Source organism: Marinobacter sp. (assembly GCF_046484525.1).
Lineage (GTDB): Bacteria > Pseudomonadota > Gammaproteobacteria > Pseudomonadales > Oleiphilaceae > Marinobacter.
Map to the genome: position 1 here is coordinate 20,967 of NZ_JAWOIS010000022.1, position 17,134 is coordinate 38,100.

The 17,134-nt window shown below is 60.6% G+C and carries 22 protein-coding genes; 11 read left to right on the forward strand and 11 right to left on the reverse strand.

What is annotated here, in order from left to right:
* The first annotated feature begins 201 nt into the window (after nucleotides 1-201).
* The gene (locus tag R6W86_RS05125; protein ID WP_410328303.1) at nucleotides 202-648 is read left to right on the forward strand and encodes a YhcB family protein; all 447 of its coding nucleotides are present in this window, start codon (nucleotides 202-204) and stop codon (nucleotides 646-648) included.
* Between the two features lie 63 nt (nucleotides 649-711).
* Here the strand turns inward: R6W86_RS05125 and R6W86_RS05130 are convergent, their stop codons facing one another.
* The 11 genes from R6W86_RS05130 to R6W86_RS05180 all read right to left on the reverse strand — a co-directional run bounded on the left by R6W86_RS05130 (nucleotide 712) and on the right by R6W86_RS05180 (nucleotide 9,601).
* Entirely contained in the window at nucleotides 712-1,455 is a 744-nt protein-coding gene (locus R6W86_RS05130; RefSeq protein ID WP_410328304.1) for a Nif3-like dinuclear metal center hexameric protein, read from the reverse strand.
* A gap of 73 nt (nucleotides 1,456-1,528) precedes the next feature.
* On the reverse strand, nucleotides 1,529-2,581 hold the full coding sequence (gene hisC / locus R6W86_RS05135) for a histidinol-phosphate transaminase (protein ID WP_410328305.1): 1,053 nt from the start codon (nucleotides 2,579-2,581) through the stop codon (nucleotides 1,529-1,531).
* Between the two features lie 229 nt (nucleotides 2,582-2,810).
* The gene (gene hisD / locus R6W86_RS05140) at nucleotides 2,811-4,118 is read right to left on the reverse strand and encodes a histidinol dehydrogenase (protein WP_410328306.1); all 1,308 of its coding nucleotides are present in this window, start codon (nucleotides 4,116-4,118) and stop codon (nucleotides 2,811-2,813) included.
* 160 nt (nucleotides 4,119-4,278) lie between these two features.
* Nucleotides 4,279-4,926, reverse strand: coding sequence for an ATP phosphoribosyltransferase (gene hisG / locus R6W86_RS05145; RefSeq protein ID WP_410328307.1), 648 nt, complete (start codon nucleotides 4,924-4,926; stop codon nucleotides 4,279-4,281).
* Nucleotides 4,927-4,954: 28 nt separating this feature from the next.
* Nucleotides 4,955-6,217, reverse strand: a complete 1,263-nt coding sequence (gene murA / locus R6W86_RS05150) for a UDP-N-acetylglucosamine 1-carboxyvinyltransferase (protein ID WP_410328308.1) — start codon at nucleotides 6,215-6,217, stop codon at nucleotides 4,955-4,957.
* A 28-nt stretch (nucleotides 6,218-6,245) separates the two neighbouring features.
* The gene (locus tag R6W86_RS05155) at nucleotides 6,246-6,488 is read right to left on the reverse strand and encodes a BolA/IbaG family iron-sulfur metabolism protein (protein WP_372987573.1); all 243 of its coding nucleotides are present in this window, start codon (nucleotides 6,486-6,488) and stop codon (nucleotides 6,246-6,248) included.
* A 49-nt stretch (nucleotides 6,489-6,537) separates the two neighbouring features.
* A complete protein-coding gene (locus tag R6W86_RS05160; protein ID WP_410328309.1) occupies nucleotides 6,538-6,846 on the reverse strand; it encodes a lipid asymmetry maintenance protein MlaB in 309 nt (102 codons plus the stop codon).
* Nucleotides 6,843-7,496, reverse strand: coding sequence for a phospholipid-binding protein MlaC (locus R6W86_RS05165; RefSeq protein ID WP_410328310.1), 654 nt, complete (start codon nucleotides 7,494-7,496; stop codon nucleotides 6,843-6,845). The genes R6W86_RS05160 and R6W86_RS05165 overlap by 4 nt, the downstream gene beginning before the upstream one ends.
* A 41-nt stretch (nucleotides 7,497-7,537) precedes the next feature.
* A complete protein-coding gene (gene mlaD / locus R6W86_RS05170) occupies nucleotides 7,538-7,987 on the reverse strand; it encodes an outer membrane lipid asymmetry maintenance protein MlaD (protein WP_410328311.1) in 450 nt (149 codons plus the stop codon).
* Between the two features lie 22 nt (nucleotides 7,988-8,009).
* Nucleotides 8,010-8,792, reverse strand: a complete 783-nt coding sequence (mlaE, locus tag R6W86_RS05175; RefSeq protein ID WP_410328312.1) for a lipid asymmetry maintenance ABC transporter permease subunit MlaE — start codon at nucleotides 8,790-8,792, stop codon at nucleotides 8,010-8,012.
* The gene (locus R6W86_RS05180; RefSeq protein WP_410328313.1) at nucleotides 8,792-9,601 is read right to left on the reverse strand and encodes an ATP-binding cassette domain-containing protein; all 810 of its coding nucleotides are present in this window, start codon (nucleotides 9,599-9,601) and stop codon (nucleotides 8,792-8,794) included. Before R6W86_RS05180 ends, mlaE begins: the two co-directional genes overlap by 1 nt.
* 170 nt (nucleotides 9,602-9,771) lie before the next feature.
* Between R6W86_RS05180 and R6W86_RS05185 the strand changes: the two genes are divergently transcribed.
* The 10 genes from R6W86_RS05185 (at nucleotide 9,772) to R6W86_RS05230 (ending at nucleotide 17,012) form a co-directional block, all read left to right on the forward strand.
* Nucleotides 9,772-10,752: a KpsF/GutQ family sugar-phosphate isomerase gene (locus R6W86_RS05185; protein WP_410328314.1), complete on the forward strand. Its 981-nt coding sequence runs from the start codon at nucleotides 9,772-9,774 to the stop codon at nucleotides 10,750-10,752.
* Nucleotides 10,752-11,321: a 3-deoxy-manno-octulosonate-8-phosphatase KdsC gene (gene kdsC, locus R6W86_RS05190; protein ID WP_410328315.1), complete on the forward strand. Its 570-nt coding sequence runs from the start codon at nucleotides 10,752-10,754 to the stop codon at nucleotides 11,319-11,321. Before R6W86_RS05185 ends, kdsC begins: the two co-directional genes overlap by 1 nt.
* On the forward strand, nucleotides 11,318-11,923 hold the full coding sequence (gene lptC, locus R6W86_RS05195) for an LPS export ABC transporter periplasmic protein LptC (protein WP_410328316.1): 606 nt from the start codon (nucleotides 11,318-11,320) through the stop codon (nucleotides 11,921-11,923). The genes kdsC and lptC overlap by 4 nt, the downstream gene beginning before the upstream one ends.
* On the forward strand, nucleotides 11,907-12,458 hold the full coding sequence (gene lptA / locus R6W86_RS05200; RefSeq protein ID WP_410328317.1) for a lipopolysaccharide transport periplasmic protein LptA: 552 nt from the start codon (nucleotides 11,907-11,909) through the stop codon (nucleotides 12,456-12,458). Before lptC ends, lptA begins: the two co-directional genes overlap by 17 nt.
* On the forward strand, nucleotides 12,436-13,161 hold the full coding sequence (lptB, locus tag R6W86_RS05205) for an LPS export ABC transporter ATP-binding protein (RefSeq protein WP_410328318.1): 726 nt from the start codon (nucleotides 12,436-12,438) through the stop codon (nucleotides 13,159-13,161). The genes lptA and lptB overlap by 23 nt, the downstream gene beginning before the upstream one ends.
* A 269-nt stretch (nucleotides 13,162-13,430) precedes the next feature.
* Nucleotides 13,431-14,942, forward strand: coding sequence for an RNA polymerase factor sigma-54 (locus R6W86_RS05210; protein ID WP_410328348.1), 1,512 nt, complete (start codon nucleotides 13,431-13,433; stop codon nucleotides 14,940-14,942).
* 15 nt (nucleotides 14,943-14,957) lie between these two features.
* Complete coding sequence (hpf, locus tag R6W86_RS05215) at nucleotides 14,958-15,269, forward strand: ribosome hibernation promoting factor (protein ID WP_410328319.1); 312 nt, start codon at nucleotides 14,958-14,960, stop codon at nucleotides 15,267-15,269.
* Between the two features lie 83 nt (nucleotides 15,270-15,352).
* Nucleotides 15,353-15,823, forward strand: a complete 471-nt coding sequence (ptsN, locus tag R6W86_RS05220; protein WP_410328320.1) for a PTS IIA-like nitrogen regulatory protein PtsN — start codon at nucleotides 15,353-15,355, stop codon at nucleotides 15,821-15,823.
* Between the two features lie 28 nt (nucleotides 15,824-15,851).
* Nucleotides 15,852-16,736 (forward strand): RNase adapter RapZ, encoded by an 885-nt coding sequence (rapZ, locus tag R6W86_RS05225; RefSeq protein ID WP_410328321.1) that lies wholly within the window; start codon nucleotides 15,852-15,854, stop codon nucleotides 16,734-16,736.
* 6 nt (nucleotides 16,737-16,742) lie between these two features.
* Entirely contained in the window at nucleotides 16,743-17,012 is a 270-nt protein-coding gene (locus R6W86_RS05230) for an HPr family phosphocarrier protein (RefSeq protein ID WP_410328322.1), read from the forward strand.
* The last annotated feature ends 122 nt before the right edge of the window (nucleotides 17,013-17,134 follow it).

Below are 17,134 nucleotides of genomic sequence, written 5' to 3' on the forward strand. Positions count from 1 at the left end.
TGTCATCAAGGTATTCCCGGAAGTTGGACATTAAATTTGGGCGCGGTATTGTCGCTTATTTAGCGAATTTTCGCCATTCGGGGCGGCCGCAGGGGCAATACGACGATTGTTGCAGACGGTAACCGTGGGCGGGGAGCGCCCCGGCACGTTATACTGCGTTGAGGGCTTGGCTCATTTTTAGCTAAAAGGACGACACAGCATATGACGAACCTGATTCTGGCAGCGATTGCCGCATTGGTTGTTGGCATTGTCATCGGGGTATTGGTTGGCCGCTCCGGTCAGGGACAGACTCTTCGGCAGCGCCGTGCAGAACAGCAGATTGATGAGCTGCGGAGCGAGTTTACCCGTTACCAGGCTCAGGTGAATGAGCACTTTATGGAGTCAGCCCATTTGCTGCGGCGGTTCAATGATGCCTACCGGGATGTGAATCAGCACATGGCCCGTGGCGCGAATCGCCTGTGCAATGACGAGGACTGGATGGAAGAGCTTCAGCAGGAGACGTCCAAGAAGCGCCTTGAGGAGGTCCGCGAGGACGCCTCGGCCGAGCCGCCCCGGGATTATGCGCCGAAGAAGGATCCTGAGGCGAAGGGGACGTTGGCCGAAGACTTCGGGCTGGATAAGGAGCGGAAGGCTTCTTCTGAGGCTTGAGTTCGAAGTTGGGGTCTGAAGAAAGCCTTCTTCTGACCCCATTTTCATGACTCCACGCTCAAATCACACCGGGTTATCACAATCGATAAACTTGTGCGTGATCCCGAATTCCTTTTCCAACGCCTTCCCAAGTGCCTGCACACCGTAACGCTCGGTGGCGTGGTGGCCCGCTGCAAAATAGTGGATGCCACATTCCCGTGCCGTGTGAGTCGTCGGTTCTGAAATTTCCCCGCTGATATACGCATCCAGGCCAGCATCCAGGGCGGTGTTGATGAAGCCTTGCGCAGCGCCGGTGCACCAGCCTACCCGCTTGATCTCGTGCTTTCCCTCACCGACCCAGAGAGGCTCGCGGTGGAGTTTTCTGGCGATGTGCAGGCCAAATTTTTCCGGGGTCATCGGTTCCTGCAGTTCCCCTTCCCAGACCAGGCCGCCCAGCGGGCGCGGGTTTTTGATGCCGAGGACGTCGGCGAGTTGGCGGTTGTTGCCGTAGTCCGGGTGATCGTCCAGCGGGAGGTGGTAAGCGACGAGGTTGATGTCGTGGTCGAGCAACTGTTTCAGCCGTTCACGCTTCATGCCCCGGATGCGCTGGTCTTCGCCTTTCCAGAAGTAGCCGTGGTGGACGAGGATCATGTCGGCGTTGGCGTCGATGGCGGCTTCGATCAATGCCTTCGATGCGGTTACGCCGGTGACGATGGTGTTGATCTCACCCTTTCCCTCGACCTGGAGGCCGTTGGGGCTGTAGTCCTGGAAGTTTTCGGGTTGGAGCCATTCGTTGATGGTGTTCAGGATATCCTTTCGAGCTGCCATAGAGCTCCTCCTGATTGCCTTCTGAGTTGGGAGTGGCCGGCAGGCGGGGAGGGCCTCCGCGAGCCATTCAGTTTTACAGAGACTGAAGGCCCTTGATTAATGCATCATTCTGCTCAGCTGTGCCAATTGTAATTCGCAGGAAGTCACTGATTCGGGGCTTATTGAAGTGCCGGACGATGATGCCCTGCTCTCTCAGGCCTTTGGCCAGTGCTTCGCCGGATTGTTGCTTGTGGCGGGCGAATACGAAATTGGCTTTGGAGGGCAACACTTCGAAACCCAGACCCTCCAATGCTTCGGTAACACGCTCCCGCTCACTGATGACACCATCGCAGCACTTTTGGAACCAGGCTTCGTCCTCGTATGCCGCTTTCGCGCCGGCCAGTGCCAGGCGGTCCAGCGGGTAGCTGTTGAAGCTGTTCTTGACGCGATTGAGGGCCTCAACCAGATCCTTGTGGCCTACGGCGAAGCCGACACGCAGACCTGCCAGGGACCGCGCCTTCGACAGGGTCTGGCAGACCAGCAGGTTCGGATAGTTGTCTACCAGGGAGATCGCGCTTTCACCGCCGAAGTCTACGTAGGCTTCATCAACCACCACCACGCGATCCCGGTTGGCCTGGACGATGGCTTCTACTTGCTCCAGCGGCAGGTAGCGGCCGGTCGGGGCGTTCGGGTTCGGAAAGATGATGCCCCCGTTGGGCTGCTGGTAATCCTCCGGGTTGATCTCGAAGCTGTCGGACAGCGGTACCTTCTTGCCTTCGATGTTGTACAGGCCGCAGTAGACCGGGTAGAAGCTGTAGGTCACGTCCGGGAACAGGATCGGCTCGCCGTGCTGGAACAGGGCGTAGAAGATGTGGGCCAGGACTTCGTCGGAGCCGTTGCCGAGGAATACCTGATCCGGCTGGACCTTGTGGTAGCCAGCGATGGTCTGGCGCAGGGCCTCGCCTTCCGGGTCCGGGTAGAGGCGGAGGTTGTCGTTCAGTTCGGCCTGGATAGCTTCGATGACCTTGGGCGACGGGCCGAAGGGGTTTTCGTTGGTGTTGAGCTTGACCAGGTTTGCCATTTTCGGCTGTTCGCCCGGGACGTAAGGGACCAGGTCGTTTACCAGGGGGCTCCAGAATTTGCTCATTTTTGACTCCGAGTCGACGGCAGGTGGGCGGCACGTCTCCCGGGAGACGTGCCGCCCACCTGCCTGCATACCGCGTTAGCAAGGGGTCAGAAGAAAGCGCTCTTCTGACCCCGGAGTTTGGTTTTAAGATGGGGTCAGATGAAGGTTTTCATCAGACCCCAGAGGGGAATTCGAGGTGAAAATGGGGTCAGATGAAAGCTTTCATCTGACCCCGCCTTCAAGTCCCCACTTAATCTTTGATCCGGTACTCCGCCGAGCGGGCGTGGGCGGTGAGGCCCTCGCCTCTGGCCAGGACGGAGGCGACGCGGCCCATGCGGTCGGCGCCGTTGGCGCTGAAGCCAATGATGGACGAGCGCTTCTGGAAGTCGTAGACGCCCAGTGGCGAAGAGAACCTCGCGGTGCCACTGGTGGGCAGTACGTGGTTCGGGCCGGCGCAGTAGTCACCCAGGGCCTCGGCGGTGTAGCGGCCCATGAAGATGGCACCGGCGTGGCGGATGTCGTCCAGCATGGCTTGCGGATCTTCCACGGAGAGCTCCAGGTGTTCGGGGGCGATCCGGTTGGAGACTTCGGCCGCTTCCTTGAGGTCCGCGACCTGAATCAGGGCTGCGCGGTCGGTCATGGAGGTGCGGATGATGTCGGCCCGCTCCATGGTCGGCAGCAGTTTCTTGATGCTGACTTCCACGGCATCCAGGAATTCCGCGTCCGGGCTGATCAGGATGCTCTGGGCCTGCTCGTCATGCTCGGCTTGGGAGAACAGGTCCATGGCGATCCAGTCCGGGTCGGTCTTGCCGTCGGAGATCACCAGGATTTCGGAAGGACCGGCGATCATATCGATGCCGACCACGCCGAACACCTCGCGCTTGGCCGCGGCCACGAAGATGTTGCCGGGCCCTACGATCTTGTCCACGGAAGGGATGGATTCCGTGCCGTAGGCCAAGGCGCCAACTGCCTGGGCGCCGCCGACGGTGAATACCCGGTCGACACCGGCAATGGCGGCGGCGGCCAGGACCATGTCGTTCACGACACCGTCCGGCGTGGGAACGACCATGATCACTTCACTGACGCCGGCCACTTTCGCCGGGATGGCGTTCATCAGTACAGAGGACGGATAGGCCGCCTTGCCACCCGGCACGTACAGCCCGGCGCGATCCAGTGGGGTTACCTTCTGGCCCAGGATCGTACCGTCCTGATCCTGGTACTGCCAGGATTTCTGGTCCTGGCGCTCGTGGTAGTCGCGGATACGCTCGGCCGCCTTTTCCAGAGCCTCACGCTGATCCCGGGGGATGGCGTCCAGGCTTTTCTGGAGCCGATCCTTGCCCATTTCCAGCTCAGCCACGGAGCCAACCGCCAGGCGGTCGAACTTTTCGGTGAATTCCAGGACGGCCTGGTCACCGCGGGTTTTGACTTCGTGCAGGATGTGACGCACCGACTCGCTCACCTGATGATCAACACTGTCGTCCCAGGCCAGCAGTTTGGCCAGTGCGCTGTCGAAGTCGCTTTGGGAGGCGTTCAGTCGTTTGATGGTTACGTCGGTCATTTCATTGTTCCTGCTTCAGGAGGACATTGCTTTGGTCTTGCTGTTGGTGCTGGATTGCTGCCGATACCTCGGGGTCTGATGAAAGCTTTCATCTGACCCCAACATCAATTCAAGGACAGCTCAAAATTACCGGGGTCAGAAGAAGGCTTTCTTCAGACCCCTACTTTTCTGCTCGACGCTTCTCTACGGCGGCGGCCATCTTTTCAATTATGGGGTTAATCCGCCCATGTTTCATCTTCATGGACGCACGATTGACCACCAACCGGCTGCTGATGTGTTCGATCAGGTCGCGGGCTTCGAGACCGTTGGCCTTCAGGGTGTTGCCGGTATCGACGATATCGACGATCTCGTCAGCGAGGCCGAGGATCGGGGCCAGCTCCATCGCGCCGTAAAGCTTGATGATATCGGCCTGGCGGCCCTGAGCGGAATAGTACCTTCGAGCCAGGTTGACGAACTTGGTGGCTACCTTGATGCGGCCGTTCGGCGGCGTCTGGCCCTTGGGGCCGGCCGTCATCAGGCGGCAGCGGGAGATGTTCAGGTCCAGGGGCTCGTACAGGCCTTCCGCACCGTGTTCCATCAGCACGTCCTTGCCGGTGACACCGAGGTCCGCGCCGCCGTACTGGACATAGGTCGGCACGTCGGTGGCGCGGATGATCAGTACACGAACATCCGGGTCGGTGGTCGGAAACACCAGCTTGCGGGATTTCTTCACGTCGTCGACCAGCTCGATGCCGGCTTCCGCCAGCAGCGGCAGGGTTTCTTCGAGGATTCGTCCCTTCGACAAGGCGATGGTAATGGAATCTGTCATGCGTCCTTCCGGTTTCCCGTCGTGTCTGTTAGGCCGGCAGGCGGCGGATACTCGCGCCCAGCAGCTGCAGTTTCTCTTCAATACACTCGTAGCCGCGATCGATGTGGTAGATGCGGTCCACGATGGTGTCGCCATCGGCCACCAGGCCGGCAATCACCAGGCTGGCCGAGGCCCGCAGGTCTGTGGCCATCACCGGTGCACCGGTCAGATGCGCGACGCCCTTGATGATGGCGGCGTTGCCTTCCAGGGAGATGTCCGCACCCATGCGGCCAAGTTCCTGCAAGTGCATGAAGCGGTTCTCGAACACGGTCTCCACGATGGTGCCGGTTCCTTCCGCCACCGCGTTCATGGCGGCGAACTGAGCCTGCATGTCTGTGGGGAACGCCGGGTACGGTGCCGTGCGCAGACTCACCGCTTTCGGCCGTTTGCCCTTCATGTCCAGCTCGATCCAGTCCGGACCGGTCTCGATGTGGGCGCCCGCTTCTTCCAGCTTCAGGAGGACCGCTTCAAGAAGATCCTCACGGGTGTCCTTCAGCTTCACCCGGCCACCGGTGGCGGCGGCGGCTACCAGGAAGGTACCGGTCTCGATGCGGTCCGGCAGCACGTTGTAGTGGCAACCGTGCAGGCGCTCGACACCGTTGATTTCGATGGTCGCAGTGCCGTGGCCCTTGATGTCCGCGCCCATGGCGATCAGGCACTCGGCCAGGTCCACCACTTCCGGCTCACGGGCTGCGTTCTCAAGGATGGTCTTGCCGTCAGCCAGGGCCGCGGCCATCATCAGGTTCTCGGTGCCGGTTACGGTCACGGTGTCCAGGAAAATGTGGGCACCCTTCAGGCGGCCGTTGGTCTTGGCCTTGATGTAACCGTTCTCGACCTTGATATCCGCACCCATCAGCTCCAGGCCGTGGATGTGCAGGTTCACCGGCCGGCTGCCGATGGCACAACCACCAGGCAGAGACACCTCGGCCTCGCCGAAATGAGCCACCAGCGGGCCCAGCACCAGGATCGACGCGCGCATGGTCTTGACCAGTTCATAGGGCGCGTGGAAGTGCTTGATGGTGTTGGCGTGGATCTCCACGCTCATCTTCTCGTCAATGATCACCTCAACACCCATGCGGCCCAGCAGCTCGATCATGGTGGTGATGTCGTGCAGGTGCGGCAGGTTGCCCACGGTGACCGGCTCGTCCGCCAGCAGGGTGGCAGCGAGGATCGGCAGTGCCGCGTTCTTGGCACCTGAAATACGGATTTCGCCATCGAGGGGTCTGCGCCCGCGAATCAGAAGTTTGTCCAAAATAGAATTCCTGTGTCAGGCGGGCGTATCAGCCCTGGCGCTCGGCCCATTCTGCGGGAGTGAAGGCACGCGGATGCAGGGCGTGGATGGTGCCGTCCATAATGTGCTGGAACAGCGCCTTGTTGATCATTTGCTGCCGCTTGATGGTCGGCAGGCCTTCGAATACCTCACCCACCACGACGACCATGTAATGGGTACCATCAACCTGGACCTGAACCTCGCAACCGGGCAAGGCTTCTTCGACCAGTTTGGTGACTTCGGCGGCGTCCATAAACTATCCTCGGGTGTTTTGGAAAAATCAGGGGCGAGATTGTAACCAATTAGTCGGCGCGGGTCAGCTGGCCACTCAGATTACTCAGTGATGCCAGCGAGGCAAGGCGGCCATTGATACCGCGAAAACTCAGGTCGATGCCCTGTTTCCTGGCAAGCCGCTCCCAGCACAGCATCATGGAGAGCACCACACTGTGGGCGGTTTCAAGACCGGAGACATCAACCACGAGGCCGTCGTTGACGCCGGCAATCAGCTGCTCCCCCTGCTGGCGAAGCGCAATGACCGACGAGGCATCCACCTCGCCGGTCACGGTCATCTCGCCATCCCGGAGCTCGGCGCGCGGGGCGGAAGGACTCATGAGTTGTCTGCGTCCCCGTCCAGATCAATGGCCTTGGCGGCATCGCTCCAGCCGTCAATCACGACCTGGATCTGGCCCCGATTCGCTTCCATTTCCTGGCCGAACCGGTCCCGGAAGGCGAGGCCGATGTTCACGCCCTCTACGATCACGTTTTCCATCAGCCACCGACCCTCTTCGTTCCGGTACATGGAATAGACCACCGGGTAGCGATTTCCGGAGGAGCTGATCACCTGCAGGTCCACCGTGGCACGATTCTCATCCCTGGGCAGGATAGTCGCTTCCTGAACGTTGATCTCGAAATCCTCGGCGTCGACCAGGGCCTTGGCGTAGCTGTCGAACAGGCTGCGTTTGAACGTCTCAACAAACTCGTCACGCTGCTCGGGCGTGGTCTGGCGGGCATAGCGCCCCATTACGCGGGCGGCGATGCGCCGGAAATCCACGAAATCGGTCAGGGTTTCATCCATGCTTTGGTAGAAGGCCTCGGGATCCTCCTCATACAAACCACGCTCTTCATTGAGCTTCTTCACCAGTTTCTGGGTGTTCACGTCCACGTATTCACGCAACTCTTCGGCCTGCCCCGCCTGCGCCTGGGCAGCTGTCGCGACCACCAGGGCCAGGACCAGGAAAAGTCGTTGGGTCAAAGCAACCATCAGGATCTCCCGCTATCTCTGTTCGGTCAGTGCTCCGGCGCTCATTTGCCGGAAGCAAAGTTACTGATCAGCCGCTCAAGGTTCATGGCGGACTGGGTGGAATAGAAGGTATCGCCGGCTTGTAGCGATTCCATGTCCCCACCGATGGATATGTCAATGTACTGCTCACCGAGCAGACCGGATGTACGTATAACTGCGGAACTGTCCGCCGGAATGTTGTCCACCTCTGCATGAATCGACATTTTCACCCGGGCCTGGAAGGTTTCCTTGTCGAGGGAAATGGACTCGATGGTGCCGACCGTCACCCCGGCCATGGACACCTTACCCCGGGGTGTCAGGCCGCCGGTATCGTTGAAATTGGCGTACAGGGTGTAGGTGCTCTCGGCGGCCTTGGGCGACAACCCGCTGACCTGAAGCGCCAGCACCAGCAAAGCCGCCAGCCCCGCAACCATGAACAGACCAACAATGATTTCAGTGGTTCTCTGTGCCATTACCGGCTCCCGTTGATCAATCTCAGAAATCGCCGAACATTACGGCGGTTAGCACAAAATCCAGCCCCAATACGGCCAGGGACGAGTAAACCACGGTCTTGGTGGTGGCGGAACTGATTCCGGCAGACGTGGGCACACAGTCATAGCCCTGGAACACCGCGATCCAGGCGCAAACGAATCCGAACACGACACTCTTGATGAAGCCGTTCATCACGTCGTCCACAAAGTCCACGGAAGACTGCATGTTGCCCCAGAAGGAACCTTCGAACACGCCCAGCCATTCCACACCGACCAGCATGCCGCCCCAGATACCGACCACGGAGAAGATGACCGCCAGTATCGGCATGGCGATAAAGCCGGCCCACAGGCGTGGTGCGATCACCCGCCGTAAGGGGTCCACCCCCATCATTTCCATGCTGGACAGCTGCTCGGTGGCCTTCATCAGGCCGATCTCCGCGGTCAGGGCCGAGCCAGCCCGCCCGGCGAACAGCAAGGCGGTGACCACCGGCCCGAGCTCCCGCACCAGGGTCAGCGCAATCATCTGGCCAATGGCAGCCTCGGAACCGTAATCGGAGAGTATGGTGTAACCCTGCAGCCCCAGCACCATGCCGATGAACAGGCCGGACACCACGACAATGGCCAGAGACAACACCCCGACCGCATAAATCTGTTTGACCAGCAGCGGGAAGCCGGTCACCGGGCGCGGCACGCCACTCAGCACCCCGGCCAGAAAACGCCCGGAGCGGCCGAGGGAAGCGACAACATCGAGGCCCAGCCGGCCCAGGGAAGCGATACGGTTCAGCATCAGACGCCTCCTCCCAGACCGAAGTCCTTGCCGGCATCATCCGCGGGATAATGGAAAGGCACCGGTCCGTCCGGCTGTCCCTGCAGGAACTGCTGGACCTGGTCCGATGGGTGCGCTTTCAGCTCCTCCGGCGTGCCTTCGCCAATGACCTTGCCGTCGGCAATGATACAGGCGTAATGGCAGATACTCAGGGACTCGGGCACGTCATGGGACACCAGCACGCTGGTCAATCCCATGGAGCTGTTCAGATCCCGGATCAGCTTGACCAGCACGCCCATGGCGATGGGATCCTGGCCGGCGAAGGGCTCGTCGTACATGATCAGCTCCGGATCCAGGGCAATGCTGCGAGCCAGGGCAACCCGGCGGGTCATGCCGCCGGAGAGCTCCGAGGGCATCAGGTGGCGCGCGCCCCGCAGGCCGACGGCTTCAAGCTTCATCAGCACGATGTCGTGGATCATGTCTTCAGGCAGCTTTGTGTGCACCCGCAGCGGGAAAGCCACGTTTTCAAAGACACTCAGGTCGGTGAACAGGGCGCCACTCTGGAACAGCATCCCCATTTTCTCGCGCAGCGCGTACAGGGCCTTGCGCTTGAGGCGCGGCACCTCGTGGCCATCGACCTGGACGCTGCCGCTGTCCGGGCGCAGTTGCCCCCCGATCAGCCGCAGCAGTGTGGTCTTTCCTGTCCCACTGGGGCCCATGATCGCGGTGATCCTGCCCCTGGGGATATCCAGGGTGATGCCATCGAAGATCCGCCGGCCGGAACGGGAGAAGACAACGTCCTTCAGAGATATGTATGCAGTCGAACCCATAATCTGTCCCTTTCGAGGAGGGGCTACATTATGCGATGCGGCGCCTAACCTCAATGTCTGGGAGGTAAAATGTCGTGATGGTCATCACCGAAATTACTGAAAATGATATACTTGCGCCACTTTCAACGCTTTTTGCCGAAATCCCCCGATACAAGCCAGGCCAGAGCCCGATGACTGAACAGACCAGCCACGATTTCCGGACATCCGCCCTACGCGCCATTCGCATCGAGCGCGATGCCATCGAGGCCCTCGAAGGCCGCATCGACGACCACTTCCTCCGCGCCTGCGAGACCATCATGGCCTGCAAGGGCCGAGTCGTGGTGACCGGCATGGGCAAGTCCGGCCACATCGGCAACAAGATCGCGGCTACCCTGGCCAGCACCGGCACGCCTTCTTTCTTTGTCCACCCCGGAGAAGCCAGCCATGGCGATCTGGGCATGATCACCAGTCAGGATGTCGTCATTGCCATCTCCAACAGCGGCAACACCAGTGAGGTGGTCACCATCCTGCCGCTGATCAAACGCATGGGTGCCCCGCTGATCAGCATGACCGGCAACCCGGACTCGGTACTGGCAAGGGAAGCAGTAGCCAACCTGGATGTCCGGGTGGACGCAGAAGCCTGCCCGCTGGGCCTCGCCCCCACTTCCAGTACGACGGCAACCCTGGTCATGGGAGATGCACTGGCGGTGGCCTTACTGGAAGCCCGCGGCTTCAGCGCCGAGGATTTCGCCTTCTCCCACCCCGGGGGCAGCCTGGGCCGGCGCCTGCTGCTCAAGGTGTCCGACATCATGCACGCCGGCGAGCAGATTCCCGCGGTCACCGAAGGCACCACCCTCAGCGGTGCCCTGCTGGAGATGTCCCGCAAGGGCCTGGGCATGACCACGGTGTTGGACGCCAATGGCAACCTCACCGGCGTCTTTACCGACGGTGACCTGCGCCGCACCCTGGACCGATCCGTGGACATCCACAACACCGCCATCGAGGAAGTGATGACCCGCCACGGCAAAACCATCGCCGCCGACCACCTGGCGGCCGAGGCCCTGAACATCATGGAAGAGATGAAGATCAACGCCCTGCCGGTCACCGACGATAAAGGCGCCCTGGTCGGCGCCATCAACATGCACGACCTACTCCGGGCGGGAGTGATCTGATGGCCGACCTGACCAGCCCGCTGGCTTCGCAATGGCCTGAAGAGCTGATCGCCAGGGCCGCCCGCATCCGGCTGATCGCGCTGGACGTGGACGGCATCATGAGCGACGGCAAGCTCTATTTCAGCGCCAATGGCGACGAACTCAAGGGTTTCAACATCCTCGACGGCCTTGGTCTGAAACAGCTTATGGCCGCCGGCATCACCGTGGCCGTGATCACCGGTCGGCGCTCGCCCTTGACCGAAAAGCGCATGAACGACCTGGGCATCCCGCACCTGATGCAGGGTCGCGAGGACAAGAAAGTGGCCCTGCAGGAACTGGTCCGCACCATGGACATCGCCCCGGAAGAGATTGCCTACATGGGCGACGACCTGCCCGACCTGCCGGCACTGCGCTTTGCCGGTCTGGGCATCACTGTGCCTAACAGCTACTGGCTGGTCCGTCAGCACGCGGACTACTGCACCAGCGTGGCCGGTGGAAATGGCGCCGTACGGGAGGCCTGTGACCTGATCCTGACTGCCCAGAACAAACTGGACGCCGCGCTTGCACCCTACGTGGAGCCCGAGGGATGAGCAGCCCCCTGGAGTCGCTCCGGCAAGTCACCGAACGCCCGCTGGCGCGGACGCTCGCGGTGATTGCCCTGGTCGCGGTCGCCATGCTCCTGCTCTGGCGCAGTGACGAGCCACAAGCGCCGGCCCCCGACGCTGCTGCCCTGCGCGGTCCGGCCGAACCGGATGGCTTTGTGGTGGACGGGACCTACACCGCCTATGACGAGAACGGCAACCTGGAAGTGCGCTTCTCCAGCCCGCGGATCGAGCAGTTCGAGGAGGGCAACATGGCCACCATGGTATCGCCCATCGCCCGTATCCGCGGCGAACCGGGCACCAACCCCTGGACAATCTCGGCGGACAACGGCAGCCTGCTTCAGAACGAGAATCTGCTGTACCTGACCGACAACGTGCGTATCATTCGCCCGATTGGCGACCGTGAGGCGACCCTGACCACGTCAAAGCTGACGCTGGACAACGATCAGAACATCATCTATACCGACGCTCCGGTGGAGATCACCGATCGCATCGGCGTGACCCGTGCCACCGGCATGAAAGCCTGGATCAACGACCGAATTCTGGAGCTCAACTCCGACGTGGAAGGACGTTATGAGACCGTTCAATAAACACCCGTCCGGCGTGTTGGCCACCCTGCTGGCGCTGGCCCTCAGCAGCCCGGTCCTGGCCTTCGACCTGGATTCCGACCAGCCGATCACCGTCAGCGCCGACAGCGCGCGGCTGGACGACAGCAAAGGCGTGGCCACCTATACCGGTGACGTGATCCTCACCCAGGGCAAGACCCGACTGACTGCCGAACGGGTCGTGCTGTACCGCAACACGGAAGGCCTGAACCGTATCGAGGCTTCCGGCGCCCCGGCCCACTACACCCAGCCGAGCCGTGACGGTGAGGGCGAGACCGATGCCCGCGCCCTGAACATCACCTGGTCTGCCGATGACCAGCAGCTGACCTTTGAACGGGAGGCGGTGATTGAGCAGAATGGCAACCTGTTCCGCGGCGACCTGATCCATTACGATACGGTTCGCCGGGTCGTTACCGCCAAGGGCGGCCAGGACACGGGATCCGGCACTGGCCGGGTTGAAATGGTTATCCAGCCCCGCAGCACCAGACAGGGATCCGATGGCAGTACTGAGAGCCAGTAACCTGGCAAAGAGCTATAAACAGAAAAAGGTCGTGATCGACGTTTCCCTGGAAATCCAGAGTGGCGAAATCGTCGGTTTGCTCGGCCCCAACGGCGCCGGCAAGACCACCTGCTTTTACATGATTGTGGGCCTGGTGCCCGCCGATCGCGGCCGCATCACCATTGATGGCCAGGACATCACGCCCCTGCCCATGCACGGGCGGGCCCGCAAGGGGATCGGCTACCTGCCTCAGGAGGCCTCGGTATTCCGCAAACTGACCGTGCGGGACAACATCATGGCGATCCTGGAAACCCGCAAGGGCCTCGACCGGGCCGAGCGTGATGCCAAGCTCGAAGAGCTGCTGGAAGAGTTCCACATCACCCACATCCGCGACAGCGTCGGCATGGCTCTGTCCGGCGGCGAGCGCCGGCGGGTGGAAATCGCCCGCGCCCTGGCGATGGAGCCGGCCTTCATCCTGCTGGACGAACCCTTCGCCGGCGTCGATCCGATCTCGGTGAGCGATATCAAGCACATCATCCGCCACCTGCGGGACAAGGGCATCGGAGTGCTGATAACCGACCACAACGTGCGGGAAACGCTGGATATCTGCGAGAACGCCTACATCGTCTCCGGGGGGCATATTATCGCCTCCGGGAGTTCGGAGGAAATTCTGGCGAATCAGCAGGTGAAAGAGGTGTACCTGGGGGATGAGTTCCGGTTGTGAGGGGCGCCCAGGGGTCTGAAGAAATCCTTCTTCTGACCCCGAGTTAACTTCAAGCACGAGCCAAGGGTCTAAGTTGGGGTCAGATGAAAGTTTTCATCAGACCCCTGAGTTTCACCTCCCCGCCACCTTTCATGTTCAATCTGACCCCCGTTTCCAGTAAACTCGGCAAAGAACTTGCTTGCTACGGCAACTAGCTAGCATACAAAGCATTTTTTCTCTGATACCAAGGTGACAGAGCGTGACGAGTAACGGATCCTGAACGTATGGTGATGAAAGCTTCATTACAGTTAAAGCTGGGTCAGAGCCTGACCATGACGCCCCAGCTGCAACAGGCGATCCGGCTTCTGCAGCTCTCCACCCTCGATCTGCAACAGGAAATCCAGCAGGCCCTCGATTCCAACCCGATGCTGGAAACCTCCGAGGACGACGACCACGCCGAAGCACCGGCGGACAACACCGAAAACCGGGACGACGACGAACAGGGTTCCACTGCCAGTGCCGAAACCGGCGATGACTGGGACGACGCCGGCCCGGAATGGACCAGCGAGAACGAGGTTCCCGATAACATCCCGGACGACCTGCCGGTCGACACTGCCTGGGACGACATCTATCAGTCCGCCCCGGCCTCGTCGGCCCGCAATGACGACGACAACGACCAGGATTTCGAGACCCGCAACTCGCCCACCGAAACCCTGCACGATCACCTGGAATGGCAGATCAACCTCACACCCATGAGCGAGCGGGACCGGGCCATCGCCCATGCCCTGCTCGATGCGGTGGACGATCACGGCTACCTGACCAGTCCGCTGGAGGAAATCCATGCCGGCCTGCAGGACGACGCCGACGAGGACCCCCTGGAACTGGACGAGGTGGAAGCGGTACTGCACCGGCTCCAGCACCTGGACCCGGCTGGCGTATTTGCCCGGGATCTGCAGGAATGCCTGCTGATCCAGCTTAACCAGCTGCCACCGGATACCCCCTGGCTGGCTCAGGCTCGGCTGGTGATTACCCACTACATCAACCTCCTGGGTAACCGGGACTACGCCCAGCTGCTGCGCAGAAGCCGCCTGAAGGAAGAGCAGTTGCGGGAAATCCTGGCGCTGATCACCGGCCTCAACCCCCGGCCGGGCGATGTGATCGACCACGGCGAGCCGGATTACGTCATCCCCGATGTCATCGTTCGCAAACACAACGGCCGCTGGCGGGTGGAACTGAATCCGGAAATTGCCCCCCGCATCCGCGTGAATGCGAGCTATGCTTCTCTTATAAGGCGTGCGGACAGCAGTGCAGACAACACCTACCTGCGCGATCAATTGCAGGAAGCAAAGTGGTTCATCAAGAGCCTGCAGAGCCGGAATGAAACCCTGCTGAAGGTGGCCACCCGCATCGTGGAGCACCAACAGGGCTTCCTGGACCAGGGTGAGGAGGCGATGAAGCCGTTGATCCTGTCCGATATTGCCCAGGCCGTGGACATGCACGAGTCCACCATTTCCCGGGTGACCACGCAGAAATACATGCACACGCCCCGGGGCATCTTTGAGCTGAAGTACTTTTTCTCCAGCCATGTCAGCACGGATGAAGGGGGTGAATGTTCCTCAACGGCCATTCGCGCGATGATCAGGAAACTGATTGCCGCGGAAACTCCCAAAAAGCCATTGAGTGACAGTAAAATTGCAGCCATGCTAGGAGAACAGGGCATCAAGGTGGCAAGACGCACCGTGGCCAAGTACCGGGAGGCGATGCATATTCCGCCTTCCAATGAACGCAAACGACTGGTGTAACAACAGGAGACGCCTATGCAACTCAATATTTCAGGCCATCACGTAGAACTGACTCCCTCCCTCAAGGACTATGTTACCGAGAAGTTCGACAAGCTGGAGCGCCATTTTGATCACATCTCCAACTGTCAGGTGACCCTGGAGGTCGAAAAAGTGCGCCAGATTGCGGAGGGGACTCTGCATGTAGCGGGTGGCGGTGAAGTTCATGCAAAGGCCGAGAATGAGGACATGTACGCAGCCATCGATGCCCTGATCGACAAGCTGGATCGCCAGGTTCTCAAGCACAAGGAAAAGAACGTAGACCGGATGCACGGTAACGGACAACGTTAACAGTCCGTCTCCGTGCAGTAATCCAATGGCGCTGCGGCACTTCGGGTGTCGCAGCCTTTTTTTTACGGAAATGCAGTCGATCCATGAGCGACACATCCCTGACCATAGACAACATCCTTGTACCGGAACTGACCCTCTGCCGGGTGCCGGCATCAAGCAAGAAGCGGGTTCTGGAGTTCATCGCTGAAAAGATCCACCAGCAAGATGAAGCCCTGAGCGACACCGAGATCTTCAACAATCTGATCGCGCGCGAGCGGCTCGGAAGTACCGGAATCGGCCAGGGGATTGCCATCCCCCACTGCCGGCTGGAAGGCCTGAACCGGGTGATCGGTGTACTGGTGACGCTGGAGGAAAGCGTCGAGTTCGATGCTATCGACAACCAGCCCGTGGACCTGGTGTTTGCCCTGATCGTGCCCAAGGAGGCGACCAGTGAGCATTTGGAGCTGCTTAGCCAACTGGCCGAGAAATTCAATGAGCGGTCCTTCTGCAACAGGCTCCGTGAGTGCGAAGATGCAAGGACGTTGTATGAGCGCATGACAGCCGCTAACGGCTGAACCCGACTTTACCGGAGGTATGCTGGGCATGAAGTTGATCATCGTGAGTGGCAGGTCAGGCTCAGGCAAGAGTACCGCACTGCATGTACTGGAAGACCTGGGCTTCTACTGCATCGATAACCTCCCCATCGGATTGCTGTTCCCGCTGACCCGGGAAGCGGCCACCCAGGAGAAGCCCGGCCGCCTCAACAAGATGGCGGTCAGCATTGATGCACGGAACCTGTCCGGAGAACTCGCCAACTTCGAGGACCTCTACAACCAGCTCCAGGCAACCGGCATTACCGTGGAGATCATCTTCCTGGATGCCGACGAGCAGTCGCTGCTCCAGCGTTTCCACGCCACGCGCCGGAAGCACCCACTGAGCGACGACAGGACTTCCCTGCGCGAAGCCATCACCAGCGAAAAAAAGCTGCTGGAACCGCTGTCCAAACTCGCGGACCTTTATATCAACACCACCGGCATGTCGATGTACCAGCTGCGGGATCAGGTGAAGCAACGGGTGGTGGGCCGCAAGGAGCAGGAACTGGCCCTGCTGTTTCAGTCCTTCGGCTTCAAGCACGGGGTTCCGTTGGATTCCGATTACGTGTTCGATGTCCGCTGCCTGCCCAACCCCTACTGGGACACCAGCCTGCGCCAGTATGTGGGCACCGACCAGCCGGTGATCGATTTCCTGGAGCGGGAGCCGGCCAGCCGCAAGATGGTCGATGACCTGATCGCCTTCCTGGACAACTGGCTGCCCGGCTTTGCCGAAAGCAACCGCAGCTACATGACTATTTCCATCGGCTGCACCGGCGGCCAGCATCGCTCCGTGTATATCTGCGAGCAGCTGGGCAAGCATTTCCGCAAACACTACAACAACGTGCAGGTGCGCCACACCGAGCTGCCCCACCTGCAAGCCCGGGAAGAGACCTGAACCGTCATGATCCGCCGCCCCATCACCATCATCAACAAACTCGGCCTGCACGCCCGCGCCACAGCCAAGCTGGTGGCCACCGCCTCCGAGTTCGACAGCCAGGTCCGGATCGCCCGCAACGGCCGCGAGGTGGATGCCAAGAACATCATGCACGTGATGATGCTTGCTGCCAGCCAGGGTACCGAGGTGGAACTGATTGCCGAGGGACCGGATGAGGAAGGGGCCATTGAGGCGCTGGCGGCGTTGATTGATAACTACTTCGGTGAGGGGGAATGACGGTGAATATGCACAGGGGTCTGAAGAACACCCTCTTCTGACCCCGAGTTTGGCGCATGTTCTGAGCCCGGTTTGAAAATGGGGTCAGAAGAAAGTGTTCTTCAGACCCCTGGGGATTTGTC

What these genes read in the sequence shown, in the direction of transcription:
- R6W86_RS05125 (WP_410328303.1), top strand. Translation starts at nt 202, where the DNA reads ATGACGAACCTGATTCTGGCAGCGATTGCCGCATTGGTTGTTGGCATT.
- R6W86_RS05130 (WP_410328304.1), bottom strand. Translation starts at nt 1,455, where the DNA reads ATGGCAGCTCGAAAGGATATCCTGAACACCATCAACGAATGGCTCCAA.
- hisC (WP_410328305.1), bottom strand. Translation starts at nt 2,581, where the DNA reads ATGAGCAAATTCTGGAGCCCCCTGGTAAACGACCTGGTCCCTTACGTC.
- hisD (WP_410328306.1), bottom strand. Translation starts at nt 4,118, where the DNA reads ATGACCGACGTAACCATCAAACGACTGAACGCCTCCCAAAGCGACTTC.
- hisG (WP_410328307.1), bottom strand. Translation starts at nt 4,926, where the DNA reads ATGACAGATTCCATTACCATCGCCTTGTCGAAGGGACGAATCCTCGAA.
- R6W86_RS05155 (WP_372987573.1), bottom strand. Translation starts at nt 6,488, where the DNA reads ATGGACGCCGCCGAAGTCACCAAACTGGTCGAAGAAGCCTTGCCCGGT.
- R6W86_RS05160 (WP_410328309.1), bottom strand. Translation starts at nt 6,846, where the DNA reads ATGAGTCCTTCCGCCCCGCGCGCCGAGCTCCGGGATGGCGAGATGACC.
- R6W86_RS05165 (WP_410328310.1), bottom strand. Translation starts at nt 7,496, where the DNA reads ATGGTTGCTTTGACCCAACGACTTTTCCTGGTCCTGGCCCTGGTGGTC.
- mlaD (WP_410328311.1), bottom strand. Translation starts at nt 7,987, where the DNA reads ATGGCACAGAGAACCACTGAAATCATTGTTGGTCTGTTCATGGTTGCG.
- mlaE (WP_410328312.1), bottom strand. Translation starts at nt 8,792, where the DNA reads ATGCTGAACCGTATCGCTTCCCTGGGCCGGCTGGGCCTCGATGTTGTC.
- R6W86_RS05180 (WP_410328313.1), bottom strand. Translation starts at nt 9,601, where the DNA reads ATGGGTTCGACTGCATACATATCTCTGAAGGACGTTGTCTTCTCCCGT.
- R6W86_RS05185 (WP_410328314.1), top strand. Translation starts at nt 9,772, where the DNA reads ATGACTGAACAGACCAGCCACGATTTCCGGACATCCGCCCTACGCGCC.
- kdsC (WP_410328315.1), top strand. Translation starts at nt 10,752, where the DNA reads ATGGCCGACCTGACCAGCCCGCTGGCTTCGCAATGGCCTGAAGAGCTG.
- lptC (WP_410328316.1), top strand. Translation starts at nt 11,318, where the DNA reads ATGAGCAGCCCCCTGGAGTCGCTCCGGCAAGTCACCGAACGCCCGCTG.
- lptA (WP_410328317.1), top strand. Translation starts at nt 11,907, where the DNA reads ATGAGACCGTTCAATAAACACCCGTCCGGCGTGTTGGCCACCCTGCTG.
- lptB (WP_410328318.1), top strand. Translation starts at nt 12,436, where the DNA reads ATGGCAGTACTGAGAGCCAGTAACCTGGCAAAGAGCTATAAACAGAAA.
- R6W86_RS05210 (WP_410328348.1), top strand. Translation starts at nt 13,431, where the DNA reads ATGAAAGCTTCATTACAGTTAAAGCTGGGTCAGAGCCTGACCATGACG.
- hpf (WP_410328319.1), top strand. Translation starts at nt 14,958, where the DNA reads ATGCAACTCAATATTTCAGGCCATCACGTAGAACTGACTCCCTCCCTC.
- ptsN (WP_410328320.1), top strand. Translation starts at nt 15,353, where the DNA reads ATGAGCGACACATCCCTGACCATAGACAACATCCTTGTACCGGAACTG.
- rapZ (WP_410328321.1), top strand. Translation starts at nt 15,852, where the DNA reads ATGAAGTTGATCATCGTGAGTGGCAGGTCAGGCTCAGGCAAGAGTACC.
- R6W86_RS05230 (WP_410328322.1), top strand. Translation starts at nt 16,743, where the DNA reads ATGATCCGCCGCCCCATCACCATCATCAACAAACTCGGCCTGCACGCC.